At 37.6% G+C, this 26,201-nt stretch carries 23 protein-coding genes; 15 read left to right on the top strand and 8 right to left on the bottom strand.

The window, feature by feature from the left end; translation table 11 throughout:
* The first annotated feature begins 19 nt into the window (after window positions 1-19).
* On the top strand, window positions 20-427 hold the full coding sequence (locus I6F41_RS16945) for a hypothetical protein (RefSeq protein WP_197108815.1): 408 nt from the start codon (window positions 20-22) through the stop codon (window positions 425-427).
* A 459-nt stretch (window positions 428-886) separates the two neighbouring features.
* Here I6F41_RS16945 and I6F41_RS16940 read toward each other — a convergent pair whose 3' ends face one another.
* Entirely contained in the window at window positions 887-1,228 is a 342-nt protein-coding gene (locus I6F41_RS16940) for a replication initiation protein (RefSeq protein ID WP_181718188.1), read from the bottom strand.
* 583 nt (window positions 1,229-1,811) lie between these two features.
* Here I6F41_RS16940 and I6F41_RS16935 point away from each other — a divergent pair.
* Together I6F41_RS16935 and I6F41_RS16930 are read left to right on the top strand one after the other, a co-directional pair.
* Complete coding sequence (locus I6F41_RS16935) at window positions 1,812-2,807, top strand: tyrosine-type recombinase/integrase (protein ID WP_089369352.1); 996 nt, start codon at window positions 1,812-1,814, stop codon at window positions 2,805-2,807.
* Between the two features lie 8 nt (window positions 2,808-2,815).
* The gene (locus tag I6F41_RS16930; RefSeq protein ID WP_197108813.1) at window positions 2,816-3,307 is read left to right on the top strand and encodes a hypothetical protein; all 492 of its coding nucleotides are present in this window, start codon (window positions 2,816-2,818) and stop codon (window positions 3,305-3,307) included.
* Between the two features lie 98 nt (window positions 3,308-3,405).
* Here I6F41_RS16930 and I6F41_RS16925 read toward each other — a convergent pair whose 3' ends face one another.
* Window positions 3,406-4,281, bottom strand: a complete 876-nt coding sequence (locus I6F41_RS16925; protein WP_197108811.1) for a hypothetical protein — start codon at window positions 4,279-4,281, stop codon at window positions 3,406-3,408.
* Window positions 4,282-4,601: 320 nt separating this feature from the next.
* Here I6F41_RS16925 and I6F41_RS16920 point away from each other — a divergent pair, with 320 nt between their 5' ends.
* The 8 genes from I6F41_RS16920 to I6F41_RS16885 all read left to right on the top strand — a co-directional run bounded on the left by I6F41_RS16920 (window position 4,602) and on the right by I6F41_RS16885 (window position 11,382).
* On the top strand, window positions 4,602-5,372 hold the full coding sequence (locus I6F41_RS16920) for a DUF2726 domain-containing protein (protein ID WP_197108808.1): 771 nt from the start codon (window positions 4,602-4,604) through the stop codon (window positions 5,370-5,372).
* 64 nt (window positions 5,373-5,436) lie between these two features.
* Entirely contained in the window at window positions 5,437-5,976 is a 540-nt protein-coding gene (locus I6F41_RS16915; protein WP_089369345.1) for a hypothetical protein, read from the top strand.
* Between the two features lie 293 nt (window positions 5,977-6,269).
* Entirely contained in the window at window positions 6,270-7,142 is an 873-nt protein-coding gene (locus I6F41_RS16910) for a DNA replication terminus site-binding protein (protein WP_197108806.1), read from the top strand.
* Between the two features lie 858 nt (window positions 7,143-8,000).
* Entirely contained in the window at window positions 8,001-8,303 is a 303-nt protein-coding gene (locus I6F41_RS16905) for a hypothetical protein (RefSeq protein ID WP_197108804.1), read from the top strand.
* A gap of 90 nt (window positions 8,304-8,393) precedes the next feature.
* The gene (locus tag I6F41_RS16900) at window positions 8,394-8,735 is read left to right on the top strand and encodes a PDZ domain-containing protein (RefSeq protein WP_051385864.1); all 342 of its coding nucleotides are present in this window, start codon (window positions 8,394-8,396) and stop codon (window positions 8,733-8,735) included.
* A gap of 271 nt (window positions 8,736-9,006) precedes the next feature.
* Window positions 9,007-9,477, top strand: coding sequence for a GNAT family N-acetyltransferase (locus I6F41_RS16895; protein WP_331460903.1), 471 nt, complete (start codon window positions 9,007-9,009; stop codon window positions 9,475-9,477).
* Window positions 9,478-9,816: 339 nt separating this feature from the next.
* Window positions 9,817-10,842: a hypothetical protein gene (locus I6F41_RS16890; RefSeq protein WP_181718159.1), complete on the top strand. Its 1,026-nt coding sequence runs from the start codon at window positions 9,817-9,819 to the stop codon at window positions 10,840-10,842.
* A 9-nt stretch (window positions 10,843-10,851) separates the two neighbouring features.
* Window positions 10,852-11,382 (top strand): hypothetical protein, encoded by a 531-nt coding sequence (locus I6F41_RS16885; RefSeq protein ID WP_181718158.1) that lies wholly within the window; start codon window positions 10,852-10,854, stop codon window positions 11,380-11,382.
* 44 nt (window positions 11,383-11,426) lie between these two features.
* Here the strand turns inward: I6F41_RS16885 and I6F41_RS16880 are convergent, their stop codons facing one another.
* Window positions 11,427-11,972 carry a TetR/AcrR family transcriptional regulator gene (locus tag I6F41_RS16880; protein WP_181718195.1) on the bottom strand — a complete coding sequence of 182 codons (546 nt, stop codon included), beginning with the start codon at window positions 11,970-11,972 and terminating at the stop codon, window positions 11,427-11,429.
* Between the two features lie 102 nt (window positions 11,973-12,074).
* Here I6F41_RS16880 and I6F41_RS16875 point away from each other — a divergent pair, with 102 nt between their 5' ends.
* Both I6F41_RS16875 and I6F41_RS16870 read left to right on the top strand, forming a co-directional pair.
* Window positions 12,075-12,533 carry an HPP family protein gene (locus I6F41_RS16875; protein WP_024589688.1) on the top strand — a complete coding sequence of 153 codons (459 nt, stop codon included), beginning with the start codon at window positions 12,075-12,077 and terminating at the stop codon, window positions 12,531-12,533.
* Window positions 12,534-12,583: 50 nt separating this feature from the next.
* Window positions 12,584-13,618 carry an NAD(P)H-dependent flavin oxidoreductase gene (locus tag I6F41_RS16870; RefSeq protein WP_181718156.1) on the top strand — a complete coding sequence of 345 codons (1,035 nt, stop codon included), beginning with the start codon at window positions 12,584-12,586 and terminating at the stop codon, window positions 13,616-13,618.
* 300 nt (window positions 13,619-13,918) lie between these two features.
* On the opposite strand, the gene I6F41_RS16865 is transcribed toward I6F41_RS16870, so the two are convergent.
* The 4 genes from I6F41_RS16865 to I6F41_RS16850 all read right to left on the bottom strand — a co-directional run bounded on the left by I6F41_RS16865 (window position 13,919) and on the right by I6F41_RS16850 (window position 23,856).
* Window positions 13,919-14,782, bottom strand: coding sequence for a hypothetical protein (locus I6F41_RS16865; protein ID WP_181718162.1), 864 nt, complete (start codon window positions 14,780-14,782; stop codon window positions 13,919-13,921).
* On the bottom strand, window positions 14,775-19,511 hold the full coding sequence (locus I6F41_RS16860) for an ATP-binding protein (RefSeq protein WP_181718163.1): 4,737 nt from the start codon (window positions 19,509-19,511) through the stop codon (window positions 14,775-14,777). The genes I6F41_RS16865 and I6F41_RS16860 overlap by 8 nt, the downstream gene beginning before the upstream one ends.
* A 605-nt stretch (window positions 19,512-20,116) precedes the next feature.
* Window positions 20,117-21,439 carry an aminotransferase class V-fold PLP-dependent enzyme gene (locus I6F41_RS16855; RefSeq protein WP_197108802.1) on the bottom strand — a complete coding sequence of 441 codons (1,323 nt, stop codon included), beginning with the start codon at window positions 21,437-21,439 and terminating at the stop codon, window positions 20,117-20,119.
* 2 nt (window positions 21,440-21,441) lie between these two features.
* A complete protein-coding gene (locus I6F41_RS16850) occupies window positions 21,442-23,856 on the bottom strand; it encodes a TonB-dependent receptor plug domain-containing protein (RefSeq protein WP_197108800.1) in 2,415 nt (804 codons plus the stop codon).
* 234 nt (window positions 23,857-24,090) lie between these two features.
* On the opposite strand from I6F41_RS16850, the gene I6F41_RS16845 reads away from it, so the two are divergent.
* Complete coding sequence (locus I6F41_RS16845; RefSeq protein ID WP_231613598.1) at window positions 24,091-24,450, top strand: helix-turn-helix domain-containing protein; 360 nt, start codon at window positions 24,091-24,093, stop codon at window positions 24,448-24,450.
* On the top strand, window positions 24,450-25,682 hold the full coding sequence (locus I6F41_RS16840; protein ID WP_181718175.1) for a type II toxin-antitoxin system HipA family toxin: 1,233 nt from the start codon (window positions 24,450-24,452) through the stop codon (window positions 25,680-25,682). Before I6F41_RS16845 ends, I6F41_RS16840 begins: the two co-directional genes overlap by 1 nt.
* A gap of 165 nt (window positions 25,683-25,847) precedes the next feature.
* Here the strand turns inward: I6F41_RS16840 and I6F41_RS16835 are convergent.
* On the bottom strand, window positions 25,848-26,201 hold a 354-nt coding region (locus I6F41_RS16835), incomplete at its 5' end, for a hypothetical protein (protein WP_231613595.1).

The following is a 26,201-nucleotide window of genomic DNA, read 5'->3' as shown; positions in this document are numbered from 1 at the left end:
AAGCAAGAAAGGAGCAATTATGACAATCTCATTCGTCCCTATTAAAACTATTTTCTGTGCAAGCAGTATGCTACTTTTGATAAGTTACAAACCAGCAGCAGAAATAGCCAACAATCAACCAACAAATACTGAGCAATTAAAAAAACTAAAACAACACATCAAGACCTTAATAAATACCCCAATCGCTTATAATGCTAAAAGCTGTAAAGTGATCACCCTAAACGCTAATGATTGTAAACCATCTCAACATTTACTTTATTCTACTAAAACCAGCGATGAGCAAACGCTAATTTCACTTGCTGCGAGGTACAATCAATTAATGTCAAAACAAATAAGTAGCACCTACTCTCATTGTCCAGCATCACCTAAACCATCAACTGTGTTGATTAGAAACGTATGCATGCCGGTGCAACTTGTTACCGAATAAAGAGCAAGTAGAGTTACAAGTTCATCCCAAACTCATCTGTTTTTATAGGCCTCTATAAATAGCAAAAATTACAAGTTATTGCTCTTGAAAGTATTATGTTTTGGGGCGCTTCCTCACAGTATCGCCGGAGTAGTAGCAACTTTCATTAACTCAAGCCTCAACGACAGCTTTTCGCTCACAGCTGAACTTCGCAAAAGTGCCACGATCGGACATTAGTCAATTGCAGATAGCACTTCGAAAAGTGAGCGTCAGCCAACTGTCACACTGCCATTTTGATGCGCATGTTATATTTATTGGAACTCCATGTACATTTTGTTTTTGTGGATACCCTCTCCATTCATTGCCTGACATGGATTTCCTAAGAGTTAACTGATTTCTCGACTAATTAGAAGTTACAATGTAACTCATTTGGTGCCTAGCAAACTAGAGAAGTCCACTAACGCCTCAATTTGTTAAGTGTTAAAGGCACGATACTAAAAACTCTGGGTTGAAGTACAATTTTACCCGCCCCTTTCCAGATTCATATACCACTTTATCCAAAAACTTTATAGGTTCTTTTTTACCTTCGAACTGAACCATAGCCTTGGAGAAAGCAGAGGCAGCCCTTTTTATGTCTCTGTATGGATTTTCCGACTCAATAAAAATTTCTTGCCACTCACTTGCAAAAATTGTTACTGGGTTGGAGATGCCAGACAAATAACTTAGAGGCTCTAATTTCGACAATGCTAATGTTCTCAAGTGCATGGCGCTGGGTGGCATTTTATAGGAAGCTTCAATTAATTTGTTAGGCATATTAATCATGGTAATACATTTCTCCTGAAGTGAAATTTTTTATATCTTTTCACTTATCGAAACTAAAGTAACGACCATTTTCCCATACTTACGTTTTTTACATTTAACACCTTATTGAACACCATTTTGGTGGTTTAACGTACCAAAATGGCATATATTACATACCTTAATAACTCCTTTAATATGCCGTTTTACAATGTTATGGGACAGATTAAGAGTCAAATCATCAAAACAAAAACAAGTTTAATTTTCTATATCTGGTTATCACTCAAAGCTGCCATTCTTCTTCTAAACTCCAACTATAAGCTATCTGATCCACCAAACTTAAAAGTCTACTCTTTACTATGTTTATGCGAATTCAGCTTTAATTCTACTTATTAAAATGACCCTTTTAGAAAGTAGAGCCTGTGATATAATAAATATCGAGTCAACACCATCAGAATTTAAAATTAGAAGCTGTAATTTAGCCGGTGATACTGAGTAAAATAAACACAGATAATATGCCCGTACTTCATTATTTGGGGTTGTTCTAAACACACAAACTTAAACTTAGTATGGAGCAAAAGCACAAAGATACTTTGAGGCATCAAAAATGCACGAACAAAACAAAGATGGAAATACCGAAGTCACATTTCTCCCTGCAGAGCGTACTTTTGAAGTGTTAAGTGCGGAGGCTGCGGGCACTGGTGTAAATGGTATTGAAAAAAACCCTGCAGTTTCATACTTAATGGGCTTAAGGGCTGAAAGTAGCCGGCTAGCCATGAGGTCGTTTTTAAACAACATCGCTAAAATGATGGGTTACCATGATTTAAGAACCTGTCCTTGGGGTATGCTTGAGCGGCACCATGTACAGGCAGTTTTGACCATGCTCACTGATGCGGGAAAAGCACCGGCCACTATAAATAATTACTTGGCGGCAATAAAAGGTGTAGCCGTAGAGGCGTGGACACTTAAGCTTATTAGCACTGACACTTACCAACATATCAAGTTAGTTAAATCGGTTAGAGGGTCAAGGATACCCAAAGGTAGAGCCCTGGCCCCTGCTGAAGTGAAGAAATTATTTTTCACATGTGAAAGTGATAAGTCTGCTATTGGGGTTAGAGATAGCGCTATTTTATCTGTTTTAGTCGGGTGCGGATTACGAAGAGCTGAAGTTGTATCCCTTGATTTTGCTCATTATAACCGGCATAACCGCTCGCTAAAAGTGCTAGGTAAAGGTAATAAAGAGCGCATGGCGTACTTGCCAGATGGCGCATTTCAAAGGCTTGAAAGCTGGGTTGAGGAAGTGAGAAGTGATATTCCGGGGCCGCTATTTAGTCGTATTCGCAGGTACGATGATGTTACCTCAGAGCGCATGACTAGCCAGGCAATTTACCATATTTTAAATAGTAGATCTGTCGAGGCCGGTATAGAAAAGTGTGCCCCGCATGACCTAAGAAGGACATTCGCTTCGTCAATGCTAGAGAACGGCGAAGATCTAATTACAGTTAAAGATGCAATGGGCCATGCAAGCTTAGCAACAACGCAAAAATATGACTTTAGGGGTGATGAACGCCTAAGAGCAGCAAGTAAACGCTTAGATATTTAGGGGGAAGAATGTCACAACAGAACAATTTTGGTGAAACACTTACATTTTATGCTGATAGGCATCCAGATCCATTAAAGCGCACAGCTATGAACGTTCAGTACACATCTAGTCGGCTTGGCTTGCAGACGTTAAGTATTGAAATGACCACCATTAACTCCCCTGGTGAATCACCAGACTGGGCAAATAAAACAATAATACAGCTGACTAAAAGCGAGTTAACCGGGTTGTGCGGCGTGTTGTTTGGCTTGAAAAGCGAAGTAAAAGCTTCATTTCATGGCGAGAATAAAAACAAAGGGATTGCAGTTTATAATAATGGTGCACAGGGGGCTGCTGTCACTATTTCAGTAGCTGGCCGACACTTACATCACTTTTTATCACCCGAAGATAGACTTGAATTAGGTGTTTTTACTTTACGCAGATTGTCGGGCGCGTGGCAAGTCACACCTTCGGATACCTTGGCAATATTGCGTCAAAATGAGTTAATAAGAAGAAACCAGTAATAATTTAAGGGATTATCGGGGGAGCTATTAGAGCTAAAAATGAATATAAAAGCTTTTTACTGGCTCAAAAATATTTAAGAAATGCCCCTGAATAACTCTTATCTCACGGAATTATTTAACTTATAAGATCTATTGCTGGTGCTGAACAAGTACATCGTATTATCATGAACAACGTAGGGAGCTGGCACTGTGTACTTTATATCAGCCCCCCAAACACCATACTCTTTCGGTACTATAGAGAAGCCAGCTGTAGCAACGGCAATACTGTCAAATCCCTCATAGCCATTTAGAATCGTCATAGTTACAACGTCCTTTACTTCACCGTTATAATTCACCTTACCATTAACCTCTATTTTTACAGCTGAAGCACATGAACCGTTAAAAACAGCGGGGTCATAATCGACAAAGTGAGGATGTGGTTCAGGCGAAGTATAGATGTAAAGTTTGCGCGTTTCGGCGTTGCACAATGCGCCACCTTTATAAAAATACATAAAGTTATTACTATCTCTAGCGTTGTCTGATCTGGCAATGCCAACGTACTCTGTACCAGCAATATTATTAAACGTTTCTTTTAAACCGCTTTCAACAAGATTAAGCGCAGAAGCATCAAGGTCTTGTTCGTTTAATTCCCCCAAAAAAACAAGCATAGGCTTCCAGTTAAATGCTCTATCAGCTTGTGATTGCGCTCCCATACTGCCTGCAAGGTCTATTAATCCATCAGAAAGAAATGCTAGAGCGTACTCGGCACCAACTAACGCATTATTCGATTTGAACTGAGCATTTTCAGGTAAATCAACATCAGATAGCCCAGCTGTTTTGCGGGTCATGTTGGCTACATTCAATGCAAAGCTAGATTTATCATTAAACTGGTAAACGTCATTTGACTGCATTGTTATCACAGGCGGCTGAGTTGACATGCAAGCAGTTAAGGTTAGCGCCGAAATCGTTAAAGCTGTGTTTTTTAAAAAATGCATATTTTTTATATTCCGTATATTTTATTTGAGTAATATTATCATGAACAATAATTTTTCATGCTGCTTTAACCTTTGAAAAGTCACATAATAGTTAAAATGAGCGGTCTTTTCAGGGGTTTTGCGCCCCCTAACTTTAAGTAAATCTAAAACGTTTTGATAAATCCATTATGAGAGCACTTTTGTAGGCTTAAGGTTAATTTCGAGGGGATGGGCAACTAACCCCTACATTTGCCCTAAATGAGCTAATAGACACCTCCTATTAACCTTAGAAATGATGGATAATCACTTTAGCTTATATTAATAAAAGGGGGTATAACCGCATGAGCTTAACATTGATTGTTTTTATTATTGCTGTATTTGTTTTTATTGCAATAGCACTTTCTGGGGTCGAAAAGACCGGCTCTGGCAGCCCTGACTACGCCAAAATAGGCCCTTTATTTACGCCAGCTGAGCGCTCTTTCCTTGGGGTTTTAGAGCAAGCCGTTTCTAATAACTACCGTATTTACGGTAAAGTTAGAGTAGCAGATGTTCTTAAAACTAAAGCTACTAAGCAGCGTTCATCTTGGCAAACTGCTTTTAATAAGATAGCAGCTAAGCATTTTGATTTTGTACTATGTAACATGAGTACAATGGAAGTTATTTGTGTAATAGAGCTCGATGATAAGTCACATAATAGCAAAAGAGCCCAAGATAGAGATTTGTTTTTAAACAATGCCTGCCAGGGAGCTGATTTAAAGTTGGTTAGATTCAAGGCCCAAAAAAGCTATCAAATTGAGGCAGTACGAAACGCAATTATTGAGGCAACCAACAGCCTATCTGTAAGCGAAGACGTTGGTACGCCTACCTGTAACAAGCTAGAGCTAATCAACAGTGAGCGCCTAACTTCATCAAAGTTAGCGAAAAAGCACGGACTCAAAACTTCGGAGTTCTTGGATAAAATGGTTGAGTATGGGTATTTAACAGAAATCAACGGTACGCATCAGCTAACCGAAAAAGGGTTGAGAAATGGTGGGGAGTTTATAGAAAAAGGCCGCTATCCGGCTCATTTTAAATGGATAGAAGAAAATGTACCGCTATTTAAAATGAAATAACTGATAAGGTAAGCAATAGGATTATTCATAGCGACAATCGCGCACTAAAAATAAGGGAATTTGAATGCAAAAATTAAAAGGTAAATTAACGGATATAACAGTAAGTCACACCTTTAAAACGAATAAAACAACGCTAAATATATATGATTATTTGGAGATAGACAGCGTAAGGTACGGTAATGTGCAAGTGCCTGATGTAATAAATCGACATTTGGTTGATGGGGTTGGCAAAGAGTTTGAACTTGATTATTTGGAAGTTAAAGATGGTAAAAACTTGAAGCGAACAATTGTTGGCATAACTACTGAAAACGGTAAATATGATCACATACCTGATATTGAGCTCAAGGGTGATTTAACAGCAATAAGTACGCTCTATAACATAAGAACCTTCATGTACTTTATGATCTGGTTTATTGTTGGAGGCTTATTGTCTTTATATTTAAACTTTAAAACTAAGAGTGATGTAGCTGCCTACGCGTTGCTAATAGTCGGATTCATTGTGATATTTATATTTTCTACCAAGGAAAAAAAGCGAAAAGTAGTGCCAATAAAGGAAATATTAGAGTACGTAAAGCAAAGAAAAAAACAATCTGATATTAGATAAAGCGGCGCACTTGCCAATGCATGATAGGCTAGACCATCATGCAAAATAAGGGTTTGTAATAAACAAACCCTTAACCCCGAGCTCCTTCTCGGCCAACCTCATTGCCTTTTCTATTTTTTCTCTCTTTTTCTCTCTCTTTCTCATCCTAATCTCAGGGCGGGGCCAGCCAAAGCAGTACCACAAAAGTTAATATTAAAAGAACTACATGGTTAACTTCCATTATATTGCATGATGGTCTAGTCTTAGGCTATTAACTGTACTCTGTGCTTTCACAACAAATAATGAACCATACTATGCCTTTTATCACTGATCGATTTGATGAATTGAAAAACAATATCCGTTCTCTCAATACAATCCTCACACATACGCAACCATTGGCCGCCCTTGCCTACCCACTACCCTGCACCTCAAAGGGAATGGAAAGCGAACCGGTTAAATATATTGCAGCAGAAGAACATACCGGACATAAGGCTGTTGAACTCGCGGCTTCCTGCTACCAAGACCTTTACATACAACCAGGCTATTCACAAAAATCAGCGCGGCGCACTGTCGGCGTTATTTGGCTCTCCCCTGCCCAAAACCCAACAAGCATTACTATCCCTGAGCTGGTGGATAAAATAAACGCGGCAAAAACGGATATCGAAAACCATATCATTCAAACGTATGAAACAAGACAAGACCGGTTTGAAGCGCTTCGCGCAGAGTGCCCTGGTATTATGACCATGCACCTATATAGGCATATTCGATGTTATTCAGAGCAAAACATTCAATCAATTCGCTTTGCCTGGCAAAGAAAAGACTCGCTATCTAAGCCGGTTAAAAAAGACCTTTTACTTAAAATTGAAGAGGAATTTGATAGATCGGGGCCTGAATACCGCGTACCTCTTGAGCAATTGATCAATAGAATTAAACAAACTCCTGGGGAGCTGCTTAGGATACGCCGGCAGGTTCGCGTACAACCGGCAGCAAATATACGCTTTGATGCTGGAATAAAAACAGTAACAGCACCAATGCCGATAATCATAATTCAAAGTAATGAGCTTAAGCTTAAAGCTTTAACGGATTTTGATGCTAAATCACAAAGAAAAATACGATCAGACAAAGCGGTATCAGAAGTTATCGGCTCCTTTGGTGGGGTAACTATTGAGGTGTTTTCAGCTCGGTAGTATGCAGCTTTCATAAGCATCCACCATTAATACCTTTATCAAAAATATTAATGGTGACATTTAGTAGTACCACAAGATGTGGCAATACAACTTACGAACCGGCAATGATATTTAACAACAATTAATCGTGCACTTGCTCGATTGGCGCGACCTTTTTCTTTCCTAGATAGCTTGCGCTGTTTACATCTGAGATTTTTATAAGCAATGGGTTCTATCACTTTAACCCCCCCTAAGCATAGAGTTACAAAGCGTGGCTGATATGAGCATTAAATTAGTTAGTATCATTGAGTCTAAGCTGAATTCACTAAAGAGTCTAAATTCAAGCCTGTAATATAAATTTGATTTATTCAGGTTGAATAATTTCAAAGTAAAATCATAAGCGAATGAAATAAATGGATTTAAATGGAAATTCTCTTTGAGGAAGTTTTACATACATTTACTCATAAACCTCTAGGTGTCGGAGGACATTAAAGTATGAAACTCGACAATAAATACTAAAACCATGACAATAAAGTTCGAAACTTTTCGATGCTATTTGTCGCAGTCTGCCTTTGTTCTAACAAGCTTTTGCCCCAAACGTGTTAAAGTAATTACTCTATAGGTCGGCTTTGAGCGAGAAGCGGACATTGAGAGTGGCTAAATGTAAGAGTTAATTGATTGGTCAAACTATTTTTTACTCATATATTCATGAAATGAGGAAAAGCGTATATTGTTGACTCAGCTTTTTTTGTAGGCGATAGAAACTTAGAGATAGTAATATCTTAGGTAATTTGGTAAAACTATGTAGATATTATCGTGCCCATAGCAGAAAAATGCGCTATTCGCGTGCTATTAAATTATACACATGGAGTAAGGGTATTGTTCAATAAATTAATTCCAATTTCTCTGACCGTTTTGTTATCAGCTTGTGGTGCAACCCAACCACCACCATACCAAAAAGATAAAATACTTGAAGATAGAGATCAATATAACGGTTTAGAAGGTATGGCTCAGTATCAAAAAGATCAGAATTACCTTGTAAGTAAAGAGCTGCCTGATAAATGTACCAAAGCTAAAATTGACTTAGCAGTTGCAGAAACAAATAAAAATGTTAACGAAATTAAGAAACAAAATTCACTAATTAGCAATACGTGTATAAGGTTTTTCAAGTCGGGCCTCTAACAGTTTTGTCGGTTCCACGTCGTTTCATATTTTAGCAAATAATTACAAACCGCTTAAAACGGCGGTTAATTTTTTAAAGGAGTAAGGTTTTTGAATTTAACTAGGAAGGTTCTATTAATTTGTTTGTTTTTTCCATTTGTAGCTTTCGCCAAAGGGAAAGTTGGGATTGCCGTCGGTGTGTCTGTTGATGGGTTTTTTAGTCCTGAAATAACCGAGTTTAAAATTGATGAAGTTCATTCTGGATCTCCTGCAGAAAAAGCTGGAGTTAAAGTTGGTCAATTAGTTATCGAACTTGATGGTTGCAAAATCCCGGGCTGCCCAGCAGATAAAGCTAAAAAGCTTATGGATAAAGAAACAGGTGAAATATTACTATTACTAGTTAAAAACTTAGATGGCAGTGAAGCTTTGCTAAAAATACATGTAGGTGAGTAATAATCTAACGAGAAACTGAACAAGGATAAAAAAAGTTGGCTTTTATATGGGCTCCATTAACTTCAAGAGCTTATTTTGGGGTTATTCTACAACTTTATTGTTACAGTCCGCTTATGGCACTGAGCCGAACTTCGGCAAAGAGCGAGAAGCGGATAGGCAATAATTTTGATGTATGATGACAAGGTTTGACCCCTTTGGCCTTATTCGCTCCGTATTTTAGCCTACATATTCGTGCCCGTAAGTGGGCAATTAAGTTTTTAGGAGAGCTTCTGTGATTATCAGAAAAATGAATGAGAAGGATGTTGAAGCTGTAAGTGAAATTTGTATTGCTTCGTTTTTACGCTCTATTGCAGACACGTTGTCAGAGGAAGGGAAGACTACTTTTTCGAGTATTGCTGCTAGCAATGCTTTTCTTGGCAGAATGAAAGGCGACAACTTAATGTTAGTTGCTGAGAGCGACGAAAATATCGAAGGTGTCATTGAGTTAAAGGAAGGTCGGCATGTTGCGATGCTGTTTATCCGTCCTGAAAGCCAAAAGAGTGGTATTGGGAGAAAGCTGCTTGTATCCGCTTTAAAATACGCGAAGGTAGAAACTGTAACCGTCAGCGCGTCACTATCTTCAGTAAGCGCTTACGAAAAGTATGGGTTTGAGTGCCGTGGCGAAATTGATGAATCGGCAGGCTTGGTTTATCAACCTATGGAGATTAAGCTTAGTAAGGAAGTGTACGCGGTAAGCACGTAATTGCAGCGTTACCAATGTTCGCTTCTGGCGCTTTGCTAAAGCCAGCTTTGAGCGAAAACCGGTCATTGAAATTGGCTAAATCTTAGAGTTAACTGATTGGTCAAACTGCTCTTTACTCATATATTTATGAAAATGACCGGCGCGTGCATATTGTTCTATTTAACTTTTCTTTAAAGTTTTAGAAAACTTAGTGATAGTAATACCTTAGGTTATTTGTTAAAACTATATAAAGTAGACAAATGAGCGTTTAGTCGGCAGGAATATGCGCGATGAGCGCACTATTAAATTGTAAGCACCCTGAGTAAAAATTAAACACTGAAGTAACATCAAGGAATAGAGATGGAAGAAGCAAAAGTTACCTTTTACCGCTTTGATAAATGTGGCTTATTTGAGTATGGAGCGGAAAAATCTAAACTGGGTGAACTTCCCGATTTTTTAAATCAGCTGATGGTATGGGTTCAAAGGAATGGTAAGCCTCTTGATGAAACTTGCACCTATGCGATAGAGGAAAGCGAGGATGTGAGTAGAACATTTTGCTACGACATTGTGAAGAATGGTGTTACAGGCGACTTCCTTCTTACGACATGGAATGAAACTCCATCTTATGAAGGAAAAGTTGCAGCTGTAAACTCAAAAGGTAAATTTGGTGAAGCCAAAGTTGAGTTTACAAAGCTCCCCAAAGACAGTATTCCTGGCTATGCGACTTACTTCTGGATTGTTCCGTCTAAAAATGTATTTGCCTCTATTAGGTTTCAGCATGTTTTGAACGGGAAGAAAAATTTTGATAAGTATTTTAAAGAATTCATATCAAAATTTAGTGGATACGTTGTGTTAGGAAAAAGTGAGACATCAGACTTTCAGATTATTGGATATGCTGAAAAAGAAGATGATGACCCACTAAATCTTTATGCATACCTAAAAACGTCCATTTTGAGGAAGCCAGGTCAGACTGATTATATCGTTAATAATTTTCCAAAAATTAGGAAAATCACTAGACATAATTGTCTATCACCTAAATTAGCAAGTAGTCAAGATCTCTGGCAAAAAGCACTTCAAGGCCTTGGGCTTAAAAAGCAGAAAAAACTGAATTCTGATGTCAACTTTTCTTATGAGTTCTCATTTAAACCAAGTAAGGATGAACTTACTGAAATGATTAAAGAATGGGAAGCCAATCATGATTCTAAATGGGATGATATTGGCTTCACATTGACAGGAGAGCAAAATCCGCGTTGGTTGAGTAACTCGCTAGCACGAGATACGTTTGAACTTGATGTAAAAAGGGTCAATGATGAAGTGGTTGATGCTCAAAGCATATTGGATCAAGTTACAGAAAAACGAGACTTGATACTGGCACTATTAAAGTAAGGTTCCGTGATGAATATTTACATAAAAATAGTTGGAGTAATAATTTTTGTTGGCATTGTCGTAGCTTCAGCTCTTCTTGGTAAACATATTCCATTCAAAGAACAGATGCCAATCTATGATGGTCTTAGAAGTACATCATCAATAATTTTTGCTGTAATGGGCGCATGGATTGCACTTCTTTATCCAAGTAAGTTATCCAAAGCCTTTGGAAAAAAGGCGTATGATGAGAAGAAAGATGATATAGAACAAATCAATAGGCTATTTAGGCCGTTAATTTACTCAACAGTAATATTAATGGTCGTAATTAGTATGTCCTTTGTCGTTCCTTTGGCAAAGCAGATTGAATCATTGCTTCAATACAAAGAAATATTTCGCTCTCTTAGTTTCGCTATAATCGGCTTACTGACATTCGTACAATTCTGGTCATTAATTTTGACACTGATACCTGGTGATAGCATTAAAGATGATTTAGATGAGGTAAAACAAAGAGAAGAAATGTTAAATAGAATGCGTCCAGGCAAAAAGGGCACTAACAAGTAAATCCATGTGACGCCTACGGCGCACCTGATTTAGACGTTTAGCACTCAATAGCGTTGTAAGATTTTCAAAGTACTTTGAATCATATCAGCACTTTTTCCTGTCATATATGCGGTTACAATCACGCCTTCTTTTAGTAAACAAATAGTATTTAAAAGATCTTCTGAATTATTAGTTAATTTACTTTTAATAAGTTGACGTACTTGATCTTTATGGTAACGACAATAACAAGATATTTCACTTTTTGGATCGCTAAACTCAGCCGATGTATTTATAAAAAAACAACCTCTAAAATCACCCAGTTCAGGTTCATTTCCTATAAACCAGCTTTGTAATGATGCAAAAAGTACATTAATTAATTCTTGATCATTTGTGGTCTTTTCTAATTTAGATTTTAACCAATTTATAAAAATGAAGTGTCTTTTCCCCAGCGTCGCAATGACTAAATCATTTTTCCCATCAAAATGACTGTATAAGGTTTTTTTTGCAATACCTGATACTTTTATAACTTCATTTATTCCAATTGAGTTAACGCCATGTTGATAAAACAGCTCTAATGCGGTTTTTAATAACAACTCTCGCTTTTGATTCATAATAAGCTCCATAAAATTATCAATATAATATTGACATGAGTAGAACGAGTTGTCTACACTAACAAGGTAGACAGGTTGTTCTACTTTTTTTGTGAGGTATTTATGAATCGTTATTTATTAGCTGTAATTGCTGGTTTTGGTGCATTTATTGCAATTGGTTTATTGTCATTAACTGAAACTAATTTTAATGATATCGTTTTAATAATGGCTCCATTTGGTGCAACTACTGTACTTGTGTTTGGAGTGCCAGATAGCCCATTAGCTCAAGCCAAAAATGTAATTTTTGGGCATTTAATTACTGCCTTTATTGGAATATTATTTTATCAATATGTAGATGTAACACCGTTAACAATAGCTTTAGCAACAGGTTTAGGAGTTACGAGTATGTTAGTTTCAAAAACCACACATCCACCTGCGGGAGCTAATCCAATTTTAATAATGCTTTCAGGGCAAAGTTGGTTATTTTTGGTGACGCCAGTATTAATTGGCTCTATAGTTATCGTTTTGGTGGGTAAAGGGCTTCAAAAGCTTCAAAGCCATTACTTTAAATCAGAGTGCTAATACGGCGTTAAATGCCTAAATAAAATATATCGCATTCAGGAAGAATAATTATGAATCTATGCAGTATCCTCGGTATTGAAAAGCCAATAATTCAAGCTCCAATGGCTGGAGTACAAAACTGGGAGTTGGCTGCAGCAGTATCAAACTCTGGTGGGCTTGGCTCTATTCCTTGTGGAATGCTGACTAAAGATCAGGTCTTATTCGAGATTATAAATTTCAGAAAACACTCAAATAAAACTTACAACTTAAACTTTTTTTGTCACAAAATGCCTGAGATAAATCATCAGACACTTGAAGCATGGGAAGAGCAGCTTTTACCGTACTACGAGTCTTTTTCGATCAAGCCTCTAAACGAAATTTCTGGCTTAAGGGTTCCTTTTGATGCAAACCTTGCTGATGCAATAGAGCCCCATAAACCACCAATACTTAGCTTTCATTTTGGTCTTCCATCCGCAGAGCTTGTAACAAGAATAAAGTCATGGGGAACAGTTATAATTTCTTCAGCTACGACCAAGGAAGAAGGAGTGTGGCTAGAGGAAAATGGAGCTGATATTGTCATTGCTCAGGGCTATGAAGCTGGAGGTCATAGAAGTATGTTCATGACTTCGGACGCATCAACTCAACTTCCGACGTTAGAACTTGTAGCTTGCTTAAAACATGAATTATCTGTACCAGTTGTTGCTGCAGGTGGAATAGCTACAAGCACAGATATCAAAGAAATGATAAGGCTAGGTGCGTCAGGAGTTCAAGTTGGAACTTCTTACTTGTTATGCGATGAGGCGAAAACAAGTGCTATTCACAGGCAAGCAATAAAATCAAAAAACAGCGTAACCGCTTTAACTAATATATTCTCAGGTCGATTGGCGAGAGGTATTACTAATAAAATAATGAAAGAGTTAAATTTTATTACGAGTAAAGCGCCAGAGTTTCCTTATGCATCTATAGCTATTGGTCCTTTGAGATCAAAAGCTGAATCCCAAGGTAAATCAGATTTTACTCCACTGTGGTCAGGTACTGACCGAAGTGGTTGTAAAGAGATTTCCGCTACTAAGTTAACCTATGAGTTATGGGGAGACGGCATTTAACAAGACAATAAAGCAGGACTAAAAACAGTTTGCTCGGTTCCGCTGTTCGCACTGAGCTGTCATTTGGCTCTGAAGCGTTTTTGTCCAATAATGAGTTAGAACGACCGTCTGCTTCTCGCTCAAAGGCGACATTAGAGCATTTACGTTAACGCATTTTGGGGCAGAAACAATTTAGCATTTTTGATCTAGAACGTTACCTTTAAGTTAGAAAAAGTAAGCTTTGCCTCCTCCCTAAATCAGCCCATACCTCTAGAATAATATTACCATAGCGACGTTTTTCAAGGAGGATTACAGATTTAACTAGATTATTTCTGTGTAGAAAACCATATCAGGAATGATCGCCTTTAACTTTTCATAGAAGTCTTTTCTCAAAATTAAATCACAACCTTCTAATTTTGAGATATTGGAATCTAAACCAACAAAGGAAGCCCCTTTTCCGATTAAACTTTCTCTCCAGTAACGATATATCAAAACGGCTTCACCATTTTCATTTATGGCTCTGAGTCCGTTATCATGATGATCCACACTCAAGCCTAATATACTCAGCAGTTCACCATTCATCCAAATAACTTGTGCTGCCTCTAAGCTATTTTCATTAAAACAGAACCCTTGGATGATTGGAGTTCCATAACAGTATTCATCTTTCCAAATGTCTTGAGTACAAGGAAAGCTTTTCAAGGGGGTCATTTTAATTTTCATTGGCAGGCAACCTTCACATACCACTGCGCGATTGCCTCTGGTGTTGCTGCCATAATCTCTAGTTTCAAACTGACGCTCAAATCTAGCAATGACAACAAAATCGTTTAATTCATCAGGAGCACTAAATCCAGTTGATTTATCAAGCGGCTTTACTAAGTTGGGCCTATTAACAAGAGAGTTAGATGTTGCAATCATTGTTCTAACATCTATTTTTCCATCACCTTCAAAAATGACTGATTCTCTATATTGTTGATATAAAAATTCATTTACATACTTAAAAACTAAATCATAGATATAAGTGTTCGGAGAAAGCATCCCGTTGGATCTATTAATAAAGTGCTCAAATTCATCTTCATTAAAGTTCTGTATTATTACGTTTCTTACGTCGTCCACCTCAATCTCTAATGAGATTAAGTAACTGATAAGCCTGGAGTTATTGATTGCATTTATAATATTACTATTCATTACTTAACTCACTAAAAATACTCTCAACTTCATTTTGTATGTACAAGTTTTGCGCCCCTATAAGTTTTTTTATCGATGGCTTTATCTCTAGTAATAATGACTTAAGCTGTTTTATTTCAATCGATATAAGCTCAAGGATTGAGGCAATTGTTGAGTGATGAAACATATGAAAGTTATCGAAAAACCAGCTAAGGGGTTTGATTAAAAGGTTAGTGTGATTTTTAATTAAGTAATTTAACGCACAAATAATCTCTCGTTGAACTGATGAATCTAAATTGTTTGCTTTACTAAGGAGCAACGTAATTGCTCTTTCATCATGATTCATCTCAGATATTTCAATATAATCTAAATTTTCCCATTCAAATTCACTCTCGTCTGGCAACCTACTTTTAATGAAATCAAAACCTCTTTCATACATTGATAAAATACTCTGTTTATCAATGCCTACATATTCAAAAGCGATAATTAGGTTAGCCGTCGTTTTGGATGAATAGTCTTTATTTTGATAAAAAGAATATAAAGCTGACGCTAAACAGTTTTGCGCAATATCTTTATCGATCGTAACAGCTTGGAGTAATGAATCCTTGTCGACAAAACTAGAAAACCACCCGTCTTTTGAATGCACAAAATTGTTAACCAATAATAAAACCTTATCTCTATCTGAGAGGGTAATTCCTCCAATCACTCCCCGCAAGTTTGTAAAGTACTCTTGTCCTCTTGGAAATCTTTTTCGGATAAGAGGCATGAGTATTTCATTAGCTAATTCGGTATTATTTTCCTCTTTAAAGAAAAAGTGTAAGTAATTGAGATTGTCGACCCCCAAGAACTCTTGGGAAACTAAATAATCAACTAGATCCTGCGTAGATTTATTCCTTAAGCTATCTTCTTTACAAAACTGGGTAGTTAGTTTTATAGATAATTTTTCGTTATCAAATGAGTGCGCAGTTCCATCGTTTTTTTCTTTAACTTCCTCTAAATGTAAGTTAAGCCCTAATTTGTGAGCAATATTATTATATTTGCGAACGGTTTTTTGATTCAATGTATCATAAGAGTCATTCCAGTCTCTTGTAGATAGATTAATCATAGATGCTTTGGCTAACTTATCATCCTTCTTTTCTAAACGCTCAATTACCTCCAAAAAACTGTTGAGATATGCATCTTTAATGTTTGTTGGAGTTAATCTATAAAGAAAATTTAAAATACTGGGCTCGACGTTATCGCTATGTTTCAATAAATCCACATACATAAAGTCTAATTTCCAAAAATACCCATTGGTAAGCATTTCATTGATTAAATATTTCGCAGCTAGTTTGAAATCAACTTTTATGAACATTTCAAACCATTCTATAGTTAACCACCTTGTATCTTTGCCATCTTCGGTATGCTTCATAACAGCATCAGTGAGGTATTTAAGCTTTTTAGTATATTCTTTAGCAAAACTGGGACTTATGTTATTCAGTGAGGGTAGCGGGTCGATTACTTCTGCTAAATTTCTATCTTTTCGAGATGTGTAGCTAGTTGTTAAATGAACAGCATTTTTAAGCTCTAACTTAGCATTTTCAAGATCCCCTACTTTTGCACGATAAATTGCTTTTTTGAATGAATTCTCTGCGTGTTCAAAATAATCACTATTTTCTTCATCAAAGCTATCATAAGTCTCTATCAATAAGTTGATATTATTCTTATTGATAAATCGCTTCTCTATCATTGGGATAATAGGAAATACAATTTTCCTTCTGATATCAAAAATATTCTTCCATGCTAATTGTGAGTTAACATGCACCAATGCTTGCTCAAAGCTTCTATCAATCAAGTCTCTATTATCAAAGAGAAAACTAGAATACCTCGCTCTAGGAAAGTTAGTCATGTCATCTGCTAATATCAAGAAACTTTGAATTATTTGTTCTTCTAATGAAGAGTCCTGACAAGTCTTGTCTATGACAAGGTTCCGTATAAAAAACTTTATCCAACTGTGAGCAATATAATCACAAGAAATTGTTTTTTCGAAGCTAATCAAACTATTTAAATCGTTACTTGAATACAGCTCTAATTGTATACAAAATCTAACCAGTTCGTTTTTTTCTACAGTTTCGCTGATGAGCGGCAATGATAATGGCTCTAGAGTCACATTGTTCTCTACCTTTATCGGTATTCTCGTCGAACAATTCTCCCTTTCGAAAAGGTTATTAATGATAAGCCCCGTTGACTCTTTTTCAATGCCCGTAAGTTTGCTATGTAGATCAACTAAATAATCACTGCCTTTGAGTCTGAACACCTCTTCTAAAAGTACTCTAAGATAGGTTTTATCTTCATGCTGTATTGCTTTGTTTAGAAACGCCAAAAAATCATCATTGGTTTGGTTGAAAAAGCTAATATAGTATTTGAAATCATCTTGCCTTATCTCCCCTGAAAATAGCTCATTTACATCCTCCCAATTAGGAGAATAGTCATGCATTTCTAATACTCGAAATGCTTGCGCTGTAACTGAATTACTATGATTTTTTTCACCATTAAAATATAAAAGCGCATTTGCTTTTTCTACTCCATAGATCAAGCAAATGGCTTCAAAGTATAGTTCGAAATTTTGTAGAAACTGACTGTGGTGCTCTTCTGAGCTAGTTGTATTTATCGCTCTATTCAGTTCACTAGCATAAACAAATAGGGACCAGTTTTGTGTTTTTTTGGCGACACTTAGAAAGCTTTCGTAGTTTCTTCTAATTAATGATTCTGAGTGAGCATAATATAAGCTATTTGGTAGAAAGTTGTCAGATGCATATCTACTAATATCCTCATACTTCTTTGCTCGCATTAGGTAACTAAATAAATAACGGTAAGATTTGTCACTTTCAAAAAAGCATTCACAATTTAGCCAGTCAATGATGAATTCATAGTTTGCATCTAGAGCTTCTTCGATATCAGCTAACTTTTCCATGTTAAATCGCCTGAAACTATCATGGTAAAGCTTTAGTCCACCCCTAGCAGTATTCTCAGAAATAACGGGGGACAGTACTTTCATACTAGAATTGAAATGGTGCTTCACCGGTATTATCTCTTGCAGCTCTTTTCTGGTTACAGAAAAATCTAGGCAAGATAAGATCTCCGCTGTTGTGTTATTTTCAATTTTACTTGTTAAGTATTCGTAGTATTTTTTCAGGTTGAAATCATAAGGGGGTAGAGAATGTATGATCTCATCACTTATTACTTCGCTATTTTCTAGTGTTAATAATATATAAGTTAAATAAAGTGGATTACCCTCACTCTTTTCATGAATTAATGTGACGATATCTTCATCATTGCAATCTAATTTTGTAATTCCATGTTTTTTTGCTAACTCTTTAGTATCCTGAATGCCCCAAGCAGGCAACTGGTGCTCCCTATAACTGAAGTCCTTTTTAAGAAAATTTAACTCTTCAACAGGCTGGGAGCCTAATACTATTGTTACGTTATCGGGAATGCATACCTGAGATATATTTTCTAGAATTTGAGTTTTTTCTTTAGGTAAGCTAATGGACGAACTTAGAACTCTATTAATATGGTCTAAGCCATCTACTATTATTACAAGCGGCTCTTCTATTTTTTGCAAAAGCAAGTTTAGTTCATCTAAGTTAGCCGCAAAAGTCTGATTTTTTACTTTAGTTAGCTCCGGATATACTTTTTCTATTCCGCTTATTAGATTTCCAAAAAATGTATTAGAGCTGACCCTTCTCTCAACAAATTCGTCTTCAGTACTTGTGAAACAATAATGGCGAAGAACATTTATTTCCTCACGTTCTAAGTAATCTATTAGATTGGTTAGAAACCATGACTTACCAGCTCCTGGTTCACCTGATAAAATTACTTTCTTGCTGTTTACAACAAAGTTATAGAATGAACTATATCTACAATCGGACTTAACGTTTTTACTCTGGTCAATTTCAAACTTTTGCTGAACTTTTCCATAATCAGTTTTAATGCGCAGATCTTTCAATACATCTAGAGTTGCTACAACCGCAGAGTTGGTTCTATAACTTCCAACGTGCTTTACAAGTCTCACTAAAAAATCAATGGTGTTAATATCATCGTTTGGATATTGTCCAATTCCTAGCCTTGTGGCTTGCGAGATTAATATTTTTTCTAGTTCATGTGGAGAATCAAATTTTAAACTGGCTTTTGGAAGGTTAACTTCAATTAGAAGGCATTCACAAAATTTTCGGAAATCATCTCTATCAATGTTATTTTCTTTTACATATTGCTTTAGACTATCCCAACGGTTGAAATTCTCAGGTTCAACTTCCCAAAGTTGGTTTATGTCGATTTTAAAAACTTTAGTTGGAAATGAGTCGAATGACGATAGGCTTGAAGGCTGAAGGTTTAACACCTTCAGAATTTTGCTTTCAACAGGCTCATCCCAGGCTAAACATAACCTAAATTCAGTATGAATAGTGCTAAGAGCTTTCCATGATTCATATAATTTATGTAACGCTATCTTATAGTGGCTATCGGCAGAAAGGTAATCTTTGGTGAGCCTGACAGATGTCTGTTCATTGCTATATTTTACTTGCTTGCGTTGTACTTTATCCCCGTTAGTTATAACTAAGTCATCGAATCTATCCGGGGTATCTCCTGTCGTATGCTTTTTGTCTATTGAGAAGATGCTTTCTCGATTGCCATTTAGTATCTCTTCCAGTATGAAATAGCTTGTTATTAGATCTTGATAGTCATATCCTTCATGCGCATTATTTAAGCTCAAACTGTTCCTCACCTTGGATTTAGTATTAGTATTTTAATGCTCGATTTCATTCTACATACCATTGACAAATGAGTCATCAAAAAATAATGGATACAGTCACTCCATATTGCTATGCAATTAGGGTTATCAGCTAATCATTATTAAAATTTGGTCAAATACTGAAGCCAAGAAATGTTACGCGTCGTTACTCTAAGTAGGAATGGGGCAGAAACGAGTTACGGCTGATAGTCGGCTCATGGCACAGAGCTGTCATTCGGCTCTGAAGCGTTTTTGTCCAAAAGTGAGTTTCAATCTTTGTTGTCACAATTTTTCTTTGGATAGGCACGTTGATTGAATCTAAGTTTTGATCTTTATTGTCATACATACCTTCTATTGACACGAAAGGAGCGGACTGGGAAGGCAAAAAAGTTTCAAACATTATTGTCTTCCGACACTAGGGTCTGTTGACCTTTCAAGGCTAAATTTGCAGCAGTCTATTTGGTATTTAGGCAAGGCAGAGCCTATGTAATATGGTTATTACCCATAAACATTTGATAATACAGCATTAATGCCAGGCAGGCGCTGCCCGAAGGGTTCTGCCTAGGGGCAATTACCATTTACGGAAATTAAAGAGCTTTTAAAGCTTGAGCCAAACTATTCATCTCAGCTGTTGTATTGAATAGCGCAGGTGTAATACGTACACATGCCCCGTTGGCCAAACCATTACGATGGACACTAAATATTTTATGTTGCTGTAATAATTTAGCTGCTATAGCCTCATTGCCGGCTACGCTGGTTTCACCATATAAGCGAAAGGAGCATATGCCTGCATAAGTGTCTGGTTCATTACTAGCAACTAACTGTACCTGTCGTATTTCAGCCACTTGGTTTACCCAGTAATCGCGTAAGTATTTAATCCGTGCTGCTTTTAAATCACCACCAATATTATCATGAAAATCGAGTGCTGCTGGTACTGCCAACCAAGCTGCATAATTGAATGTGCCAGTATGAATACGATTATAAGTAGCGCCGATAGGAGTATCACTTTTAGAGTTTGTTTTTAGTACTGTAGTGTCACCGATGGCAGGTGCAATATCTGCTAAGCGCGAACTTTTGATATACATAACGCCCACGCCGATCGGTGCACCCATCCACTTATGTAGGTTAAAGCCGACAAAATCAGCACCTAAGTCGGCGACATTAAAATTAATTTGCCCCCAAGAATGGGCTGCATCAACAATACAATCCACACCATATTCACGTGCCATAGCGACAATTTTTTTTATCGGTAACACTAAACCATGCCGGTGGCTTAAATGAGTTAATAATAACAGCTTCACCCTTGGATGTTGTTCTATTGCCGCTCGATAAAAAGCGACATATTCCTCAGCACTCGCCCGTTCAGGTAAATTTATCTTCACTACAGGGTTGCTTCGTTGACACATAGCCGCTTGCATACTGTCATAATCAGTATCAGCGTACATCACCACATCATTGGGCTTTAAGTTGCGGTAGCCAGCAATTAAATTATTCAAAACTTCAGTAGCACCGCGAGCAAAGGCGATCTCAGTGGCTGCACACCCCAGTATTGTGGCAACTCGCTCGTGAATAGGCTTAAATTCCTGCATAAATTCACGACGACTATAGTGTGAACTATATTGATTCACCCGCTGAGTATGACTCATATAACTTTGCAAAACACTCTTACTCATCACGCCCCAATTGCCGTTTTCAAGCTGAATAACATCTGACGGCAATTGATAGTGCTGACGTACTTGCTGCCAAAAGGCTTCATCAGATACGTGTTTCAAACCTGAACTATTATTGATAATTGTATTCGCCATATCATTACTGGCTAGGGTTGTGCCGGATGCTAGTGCACTATTCGATACTAGCGGCATAGCCGCCATCGCGGCGGCTCCCTTGATAAAGTTACGTCGCTTCATCATAATTAAAACTTATAATCAAAACGAATATAATACTGACCACCGTCGGTATCGTAAGGCGCATGACGTGAGTAAATTAAGCCACGACTCGCTTGCAACGTTGCTTCATCAGGATAGCTATTGAATAGATTTTCAATCCCTAAGCGAGCTTTAAGGGCATCGCTATAATGCCAAGTAGCAGAAATATCCATTAGCATTTCACTACCAAAATCTTGATATAACTGGCCGCTAGCTTGGTCTGCGCTATCAGTCCACTTGCCGTAGTAACGTAATCGAGCGAAATATTCCCAACTATTTCGCTGCCAAGACGCGCTAAGGTTACCGTTAAACTTAGGTAGGCCATCTTCAATTCGCACTACACCACTGTCACCAATGGTGCCATCCTGCTTTGTTACTTGGGTATCGTTATAATTAACCGCCCCCGCTACACGAATATCACCATACGAGGTAGTAAAGGTATAGTTACCTGCTACATCTATACCGCGAGTACGGGTATCAAAAGCATTAGTATAGAAGTTAACGCTGGTGAAACTTTCTGCACTGGCTACGCCTTGTGATAACAACTCCTGGCGAATTTCATCAGTCACGTTGTAACGCTGTGATTGGCCAAATCTGTTATCGACATCAATTTGGTACACATCAATTGAACCATTGAAGCCGTTATCAGTTCGCATCGTCATGCCTAAAGTGTAAGAGGTTGACTCTTCTGCTTGTAAAGGCTGGGCGCCAAAATATTGAGCGACAGGACTAGTCGGTGCCAAGCGGCCAGAAGTAAACAGGTTTAGTGTCATGGTATCTAAGCCTTGCGAGGTACGTGTGCTTTCTAATTGACCTGGTGTCGGTGCTCGAAAACCAGTACTGACAGTACCGCGTAATGCTAAATCATAAGATAACTCATAACGCATGGAAACCTTACCATCTAGCGTATCGCCAAACTCTGAGAAGTCTTCATAGCGTAACGCCACACCGGTAGTAAATTGCTCATTAATTGGCATTTCAACATCAACATAACCGGCATAACTGCGCTGTTTATATTTACCTGCTTGCTGTGGGCTGTAACCTGGGAAACCATTTGAGCCTGATGGTAAACCTTCTTGCGCTGCAAGGCCAACTGCATAAGAGGCATAATCGCCTGCACTTACCTGGTATGTTTCCTCACGGGTTTCAAGCCCAAAGGCGACGTTTGTAGGATAAGCAAATAGGCTGTTTGTCCACTGGTAAACAAAATCTAGATTAGCATTCACTTCTCTTTGCTTTAATTCGCCTAAATAGAAGCTAGTTGGACTGTCTGTCCCCAATGATGCATTAATGCTTTCATCTAGCATGTAACCAATGCGACTACTGCCCATACTCATGCTAGCATCCCAACTAAAATCAGCCGTTATATCTCCATCAAAACCGGTGGTAAAAGCGAAATCTTGATCGTCTTGGCCAAACTTAGGAGAGAAACCAGCTGGATATAGTTTATGCAAATCATAATCAGGGTAGTTGTCTGGACTTGGCTTATAAGCGCTGGTAGAAAGCGGGTTACGCCAGTTAAAATCCGACACTCCCTCACTTTCCCCATAGGTTGAAAAACCGTACCAGCGAGTAGCTCCGATATAGGTTTCTGCATTGAGGGCTAAACGTAGCGCGCTACGTTCAGGCTGCCCCCAGTTTTGTACTGGGTCTTTTACTTTGATACCTGTTTGTAGTTCAAAATCGATAGCATCACCGCGTTGACGCGAGCGTGACGTCATTTCCGCATCCGTGTACTCTAAGGTGGCGCTTAAGTGGCCATCACCACCCAGTTTCATACCTGCCCGTAATGCCGTCTGCCATTCAAGGCCATCACCTTCAAAATATTGACCTGCTTGGGTATATCCTTCAACACCAATCGTGTTATCCAAAATAATGTTTATGACACCGGCAATAGCGTCCGAACCATACTGAGCAGCAGCACCATCACGCAACACTTCAATACGCTTAATTGCTGCAGCTGGGATTTGAGCTAAATCTGCACCTTGTGCGCCATTAGATCCTAATAAAGCGCTTCGATGACGACGCTTACCGTTAATCAATACCATAGTATGATCAGGACTTAAACCGCGCAACGTTGCAGGACGTACAAACACCAAACCATCGTTCATCGGCAAACGTTGCACGTTAAAACTAGGAGCTAATGTCGTTAAAATGTCTACTAATTCACTTGAGGCAGTATCATCCATTTCATCACTTGAAAAAACATCCATAGGTGACATCGTATCGAATTGCGTGCGGGCTTGGCTGCGAGTGCCGGTCACTATTAAGGTTTCATAAGCATTTTCTTGATGATTATCACTAGTATTATGGCTTAGATCTTGTGCAAATGCACTGTGAGAAAAAGGTGATAACGAAGCTAAAATAGACAGAGATAATAACTTGTAACATCGGTTTAACATGTACTTCTCCAATGATATTTTTAAATTAAATATTTTGGAAGTACAGTAGTAGCCTATTGTGAAGGAGGCATGACAGAAGCATGATACTTATATGTCAGCATTTTTATAAGAGATTAGGATCTGTTGACCTTTCAAGGCTAAGTTTATAACAGCTTGTTTAGTATTTAGGCAAGACAGAGCCTAGTTACCAAATAAGTATAGACTCATAGTTAACTGAACCAACAGGTTAGTCATATGGCTAACCTACTGGGCCTTTATCTCAATGTTAGCTATATGGATAACACTGATGTTTTAGGCTACAATGTTAGCTGCATAATAAATCCTATTGGTAATTGTATGGCTAACAGAGTCGAAATTGGGAAGAAAGTCAGTGTAAGTAGAAAGGCTTTAGGCTATACACAGCAAAAACTTTCAGAAATAGCTGGTATTAATAAAACAACAATTTCAGAAATTGAGAATGGCCGATTTACTGGATCATTCGATATTTTTGAGCGCTTGCTCGATTCTGTTGATTTACAGTTTGATGTTTCTCAAAAAAAGTATTCGCTACCTGATTGGGATGAAATTGAAAATATATTTTCAGAGGATGAATAATGAGTACAAATCCAAACTTACCCAGTAAAATTAAAAATATTACCGTGTGCACTAACAATACAGAGCTTGGTATATTAACTCATGGCTCAGTTCATCATTACCAGCCGACACAAGAAAAGCAGCACATATCGTTAACAATGACAAAAAAAGGTATAGACGGTTACTCTTCAGGTTCTCTGCATCCTATCTTTTCGCAGAACTTACCAGAGGGCTTTAATCGCCGCTTTATAGCTGACAAGTTAGCAAGGTATGCAAAAGTAAATGACATGTACCTTCTCGCTTTACAAGGAGAGCAAGGCATTGGCATGCTCTCATATAAAAGTGAACTTTCGTTACCAGAAGCAGATACTATTCCACTGAACGATATCTTATCTTACAACAGTACTGAACCCCTATTCCCTCAACTGTTAGAAAAGTACTATCTAAGAAACTCATTAGCTGGCGTACAACCTAAAGTAAGCATTCCTAATGCAAGTAATATTAAAACTGACAGAACAGTCCAACAAAAAGATTTAATCGTAAAATCATTTGATTCTGAATTTCCATTACTTACTGTAAATGAATTTGTATGCATGGAAGCAGCTAGATACTGCGGGTTTAAACCACCTAAAACGTATTTATCCCATAATCTTGAAACATTTGTCATAGAACGCTTCGACACTGCACAAGATGGTACAAAGCTAGGCTACGAAGACTTTACCACTTTATTAAAAAAGCCAAATGATCCCGATGCAAAATACACGGGCAATTACGAAACACTACTCAAAGCAACAAGCTTGTACACTAATAGCCAATCAGAAGTTGAAAAAATGTATAAGTATATTGTATTTAATTGCTTAATTGGTAACGGTGATGCACACCTCAAAAATTTTGCTCTTCAGTACACACCAGATATGTCGAGGGTTTACCTTTCCCCACCTTTTGATATAACACACACAAAAATTTATGAGGCTATCGACAATAAAATGGCGCTTAAGCTTTCTAACAGTAAAGAATTTCCTGATATAAATCATTTATTAAAACTCGCTGAGGGTACTCACTTTAAAATTAGGAAAGCTAAAGAAATAGTAGAATCCCTGAGTGACAACATACTTGATTACCTGAAGCAATCTGAAGAAGTGAAGTTATTTAATGGCTTACGCAACTCAATAGAAAACTCTGTATCAAGTATAATGACACCAAGCTATTCAACAAAAAACTATCGTCATGACAGAATAAAAAAGTTTGAGTAATATTAAGACATCCATATAGCAACAGTGAAACTAAAAAGAGGGTGTAACTAATTTTATTGGTCACCACACTACAGTTCACGGTGCAATAAAGTTGGAATTAAAAGGTGAATCGATGCGAAACAACTAAATTCCTTGACTGATGCCGATCACTCAAGTTAGATTTTATTAAGATCTACTGACAGACAAAAAATTGATCAGCATCATGGTATTACGCACTAGTGGCATTTTCACTGTCCATCCGTTTATAGACTCCGAGACGCCTGACTTAATAGAGGCCGCAACTAGTTTCTGTTCAGTTAAGCCATACCTCACGTCGATTGTGTCATTACCAGATACGGAAGGGGTTTTCAGCTGCTGTGTTTCGGTGGCGCTAATAACCTGCCAATCCTTTGAGAGCTTTATAAACATTTCTTTTTCATTCATATTAATAATGAATTCATAATAAAGTGTTGAAGGCGAATTACTTTCGTCACTTTCCATAAATGAATACAGCCTAGCTTTAATTTTTTTTTTTTTTTT

The sequence above is a fragment of the Pseudoalteromonas sp. SCQQ13 genome (assembly GCF_015864415.1).
GTDB lineage: Bacteria > Pseudomonadota > Gammaproteobacteria > Enterobacterales > Alteromonadaceae > Pseudoalteromonas > Pseudoalteromonas nigrifaciens.
Note: the sequence above shows the minus strand (reverse complement) of the source record. Positions and strands in the feature narration are given on the sequence as shown.

What these genes read in the sequence shown, in the direction of transcription:
- I6F41_RS16930 (WP_197108813.1), top strand. Translation starts at nt 2,816, where the DNA reads ATGTCACAACAGAACAATTTTGGTGAAACACTTACATTTTATGCTGAT.
- I6F41_RS16885 (WP_181718158.1), top strand. Translation starts at nt 10,852, where the DNA reads ATGAATATTTACATAAAAATAGTTGGAGTAATAATTTTTGTTGGCATT.
- I6F41_RS16910 (WP_197108806.1), top strand. Translation starts at nt 6,270, where the DNA reads ATGCCTTTTATCACTGATCGATTTGATGAATTGAAAAACAATATCCGT.
- I6F41_RS16925 (WP_197108811.1), bottom strand. Translation starts at nt 4,281, where the DNA reads ATGCATTTTTTAAAAAACACAGCTTTAACGATTTCGGCGCTAACCTTA.
- I6F41_RS16855 (WP_197108802.1), bottom strand. Translation starts at nt 21,439, where the DNA reads ATGATGAAGCGACGTAACTTTATCAAGGGAGCCGCCGCGATGGCGGCT.
- I6F41_RS16915 (WP_089369345.1), top strand. Translation starts at nt 5,437, where the DNA reads ATGCAAAAATTAAAAGGTAAATTAACGGATATAACAGTAAGTCACACC.
- I6F41_RS16850 (WP_197108800.1), bottom strand. Translation starts at nt 23,856, where the DNA reads ATGTTAAACCGATGTTACAAGTTATTATCTCTGTCTATTTTAGCTTCG.
- I6F41_RS16935 (WP_089369352.1), top strand. Translation starts at nt 1,812, where the DNA reads ATGCACGAACAAAACAAAGATGGAAATACCGAAGTCACATTTCTCCCT.
- I6F41_RS16865 (WP_181718162.1), bottom strand. Translation starts at nt 14,782, where the DNA reads ATGAATAGTAATATTATAAATGCAATCAATAACTCCAGGCTTATCAGT.
- I6F41_RS16845 (WP_231613598.1), top strand. Translation starts at nt 24,091, where the DNA reads ATGGCTAACCTACTGGGCCTTTATCTCAATGTTAGCTATATGGATAAC.
- I6F41_RS16940 (WP_181718188.1), bottom strand. Translation starts at nt 1,228, where the DNA reads ATGATTAATATGCCTAACAAATTAATTGAAGCTTCCTATAAAATGCCA.
- I6F41_RS16945 (WP_197108815.1), top strand. Translation starts at nt 20, where the DNA reads ATGACAATCTCATTCGTCCCTATTAAAACTATTTTCTGTGCAAGCAGT.
- I6F41_RS16880 (WP_181718195.1), bottom strand. Translation starts at nt 11,972, where the DNA reads ATGAATCAAAAGCGAGAGTTGTTATTAAAAACCGCATTAGAGCTGTTT.
- I6F41_RS16890 (WP_181718159.1), top strand. Translation starts at nt 9,817, where the DNA reads ATGGAAGAAGCAAAAGTTACCTTTTACCGCTTTGATAAATGTGGCTTA.
- I6F41_RS16840 (WP_181718175.1), top strand. Translation starts at nt 24,450, where the DNA reads ATGAGTACAAATCCAAACTTACCCAGTAAAATTAAAAATATTACCGTG.
- I6F41_RS16870 (WP_181718156.1), top strand. Translation starts at nt 12,584, where the DNA reads ATGAATCTATGCAGTATCCTCGGTATTGAAAAGCCAATAATTCAAGCT.
- I6F41_RS16875 (WP_024589688.1), top strand. Translation starts at nt 12,075, where the DNA reads ATGAATCGTTATTTATTAGCTGTAATTGCTGGTTTTGGTGCATTTATT.
- I6F41_RS16920 (WP_197108808.1), top strand. Translation starts at nt 4,602, where the DNA reads ATGAGCTTAACATTGATTGTTTTTATTATTGCTGTATTTGTTTTTATT.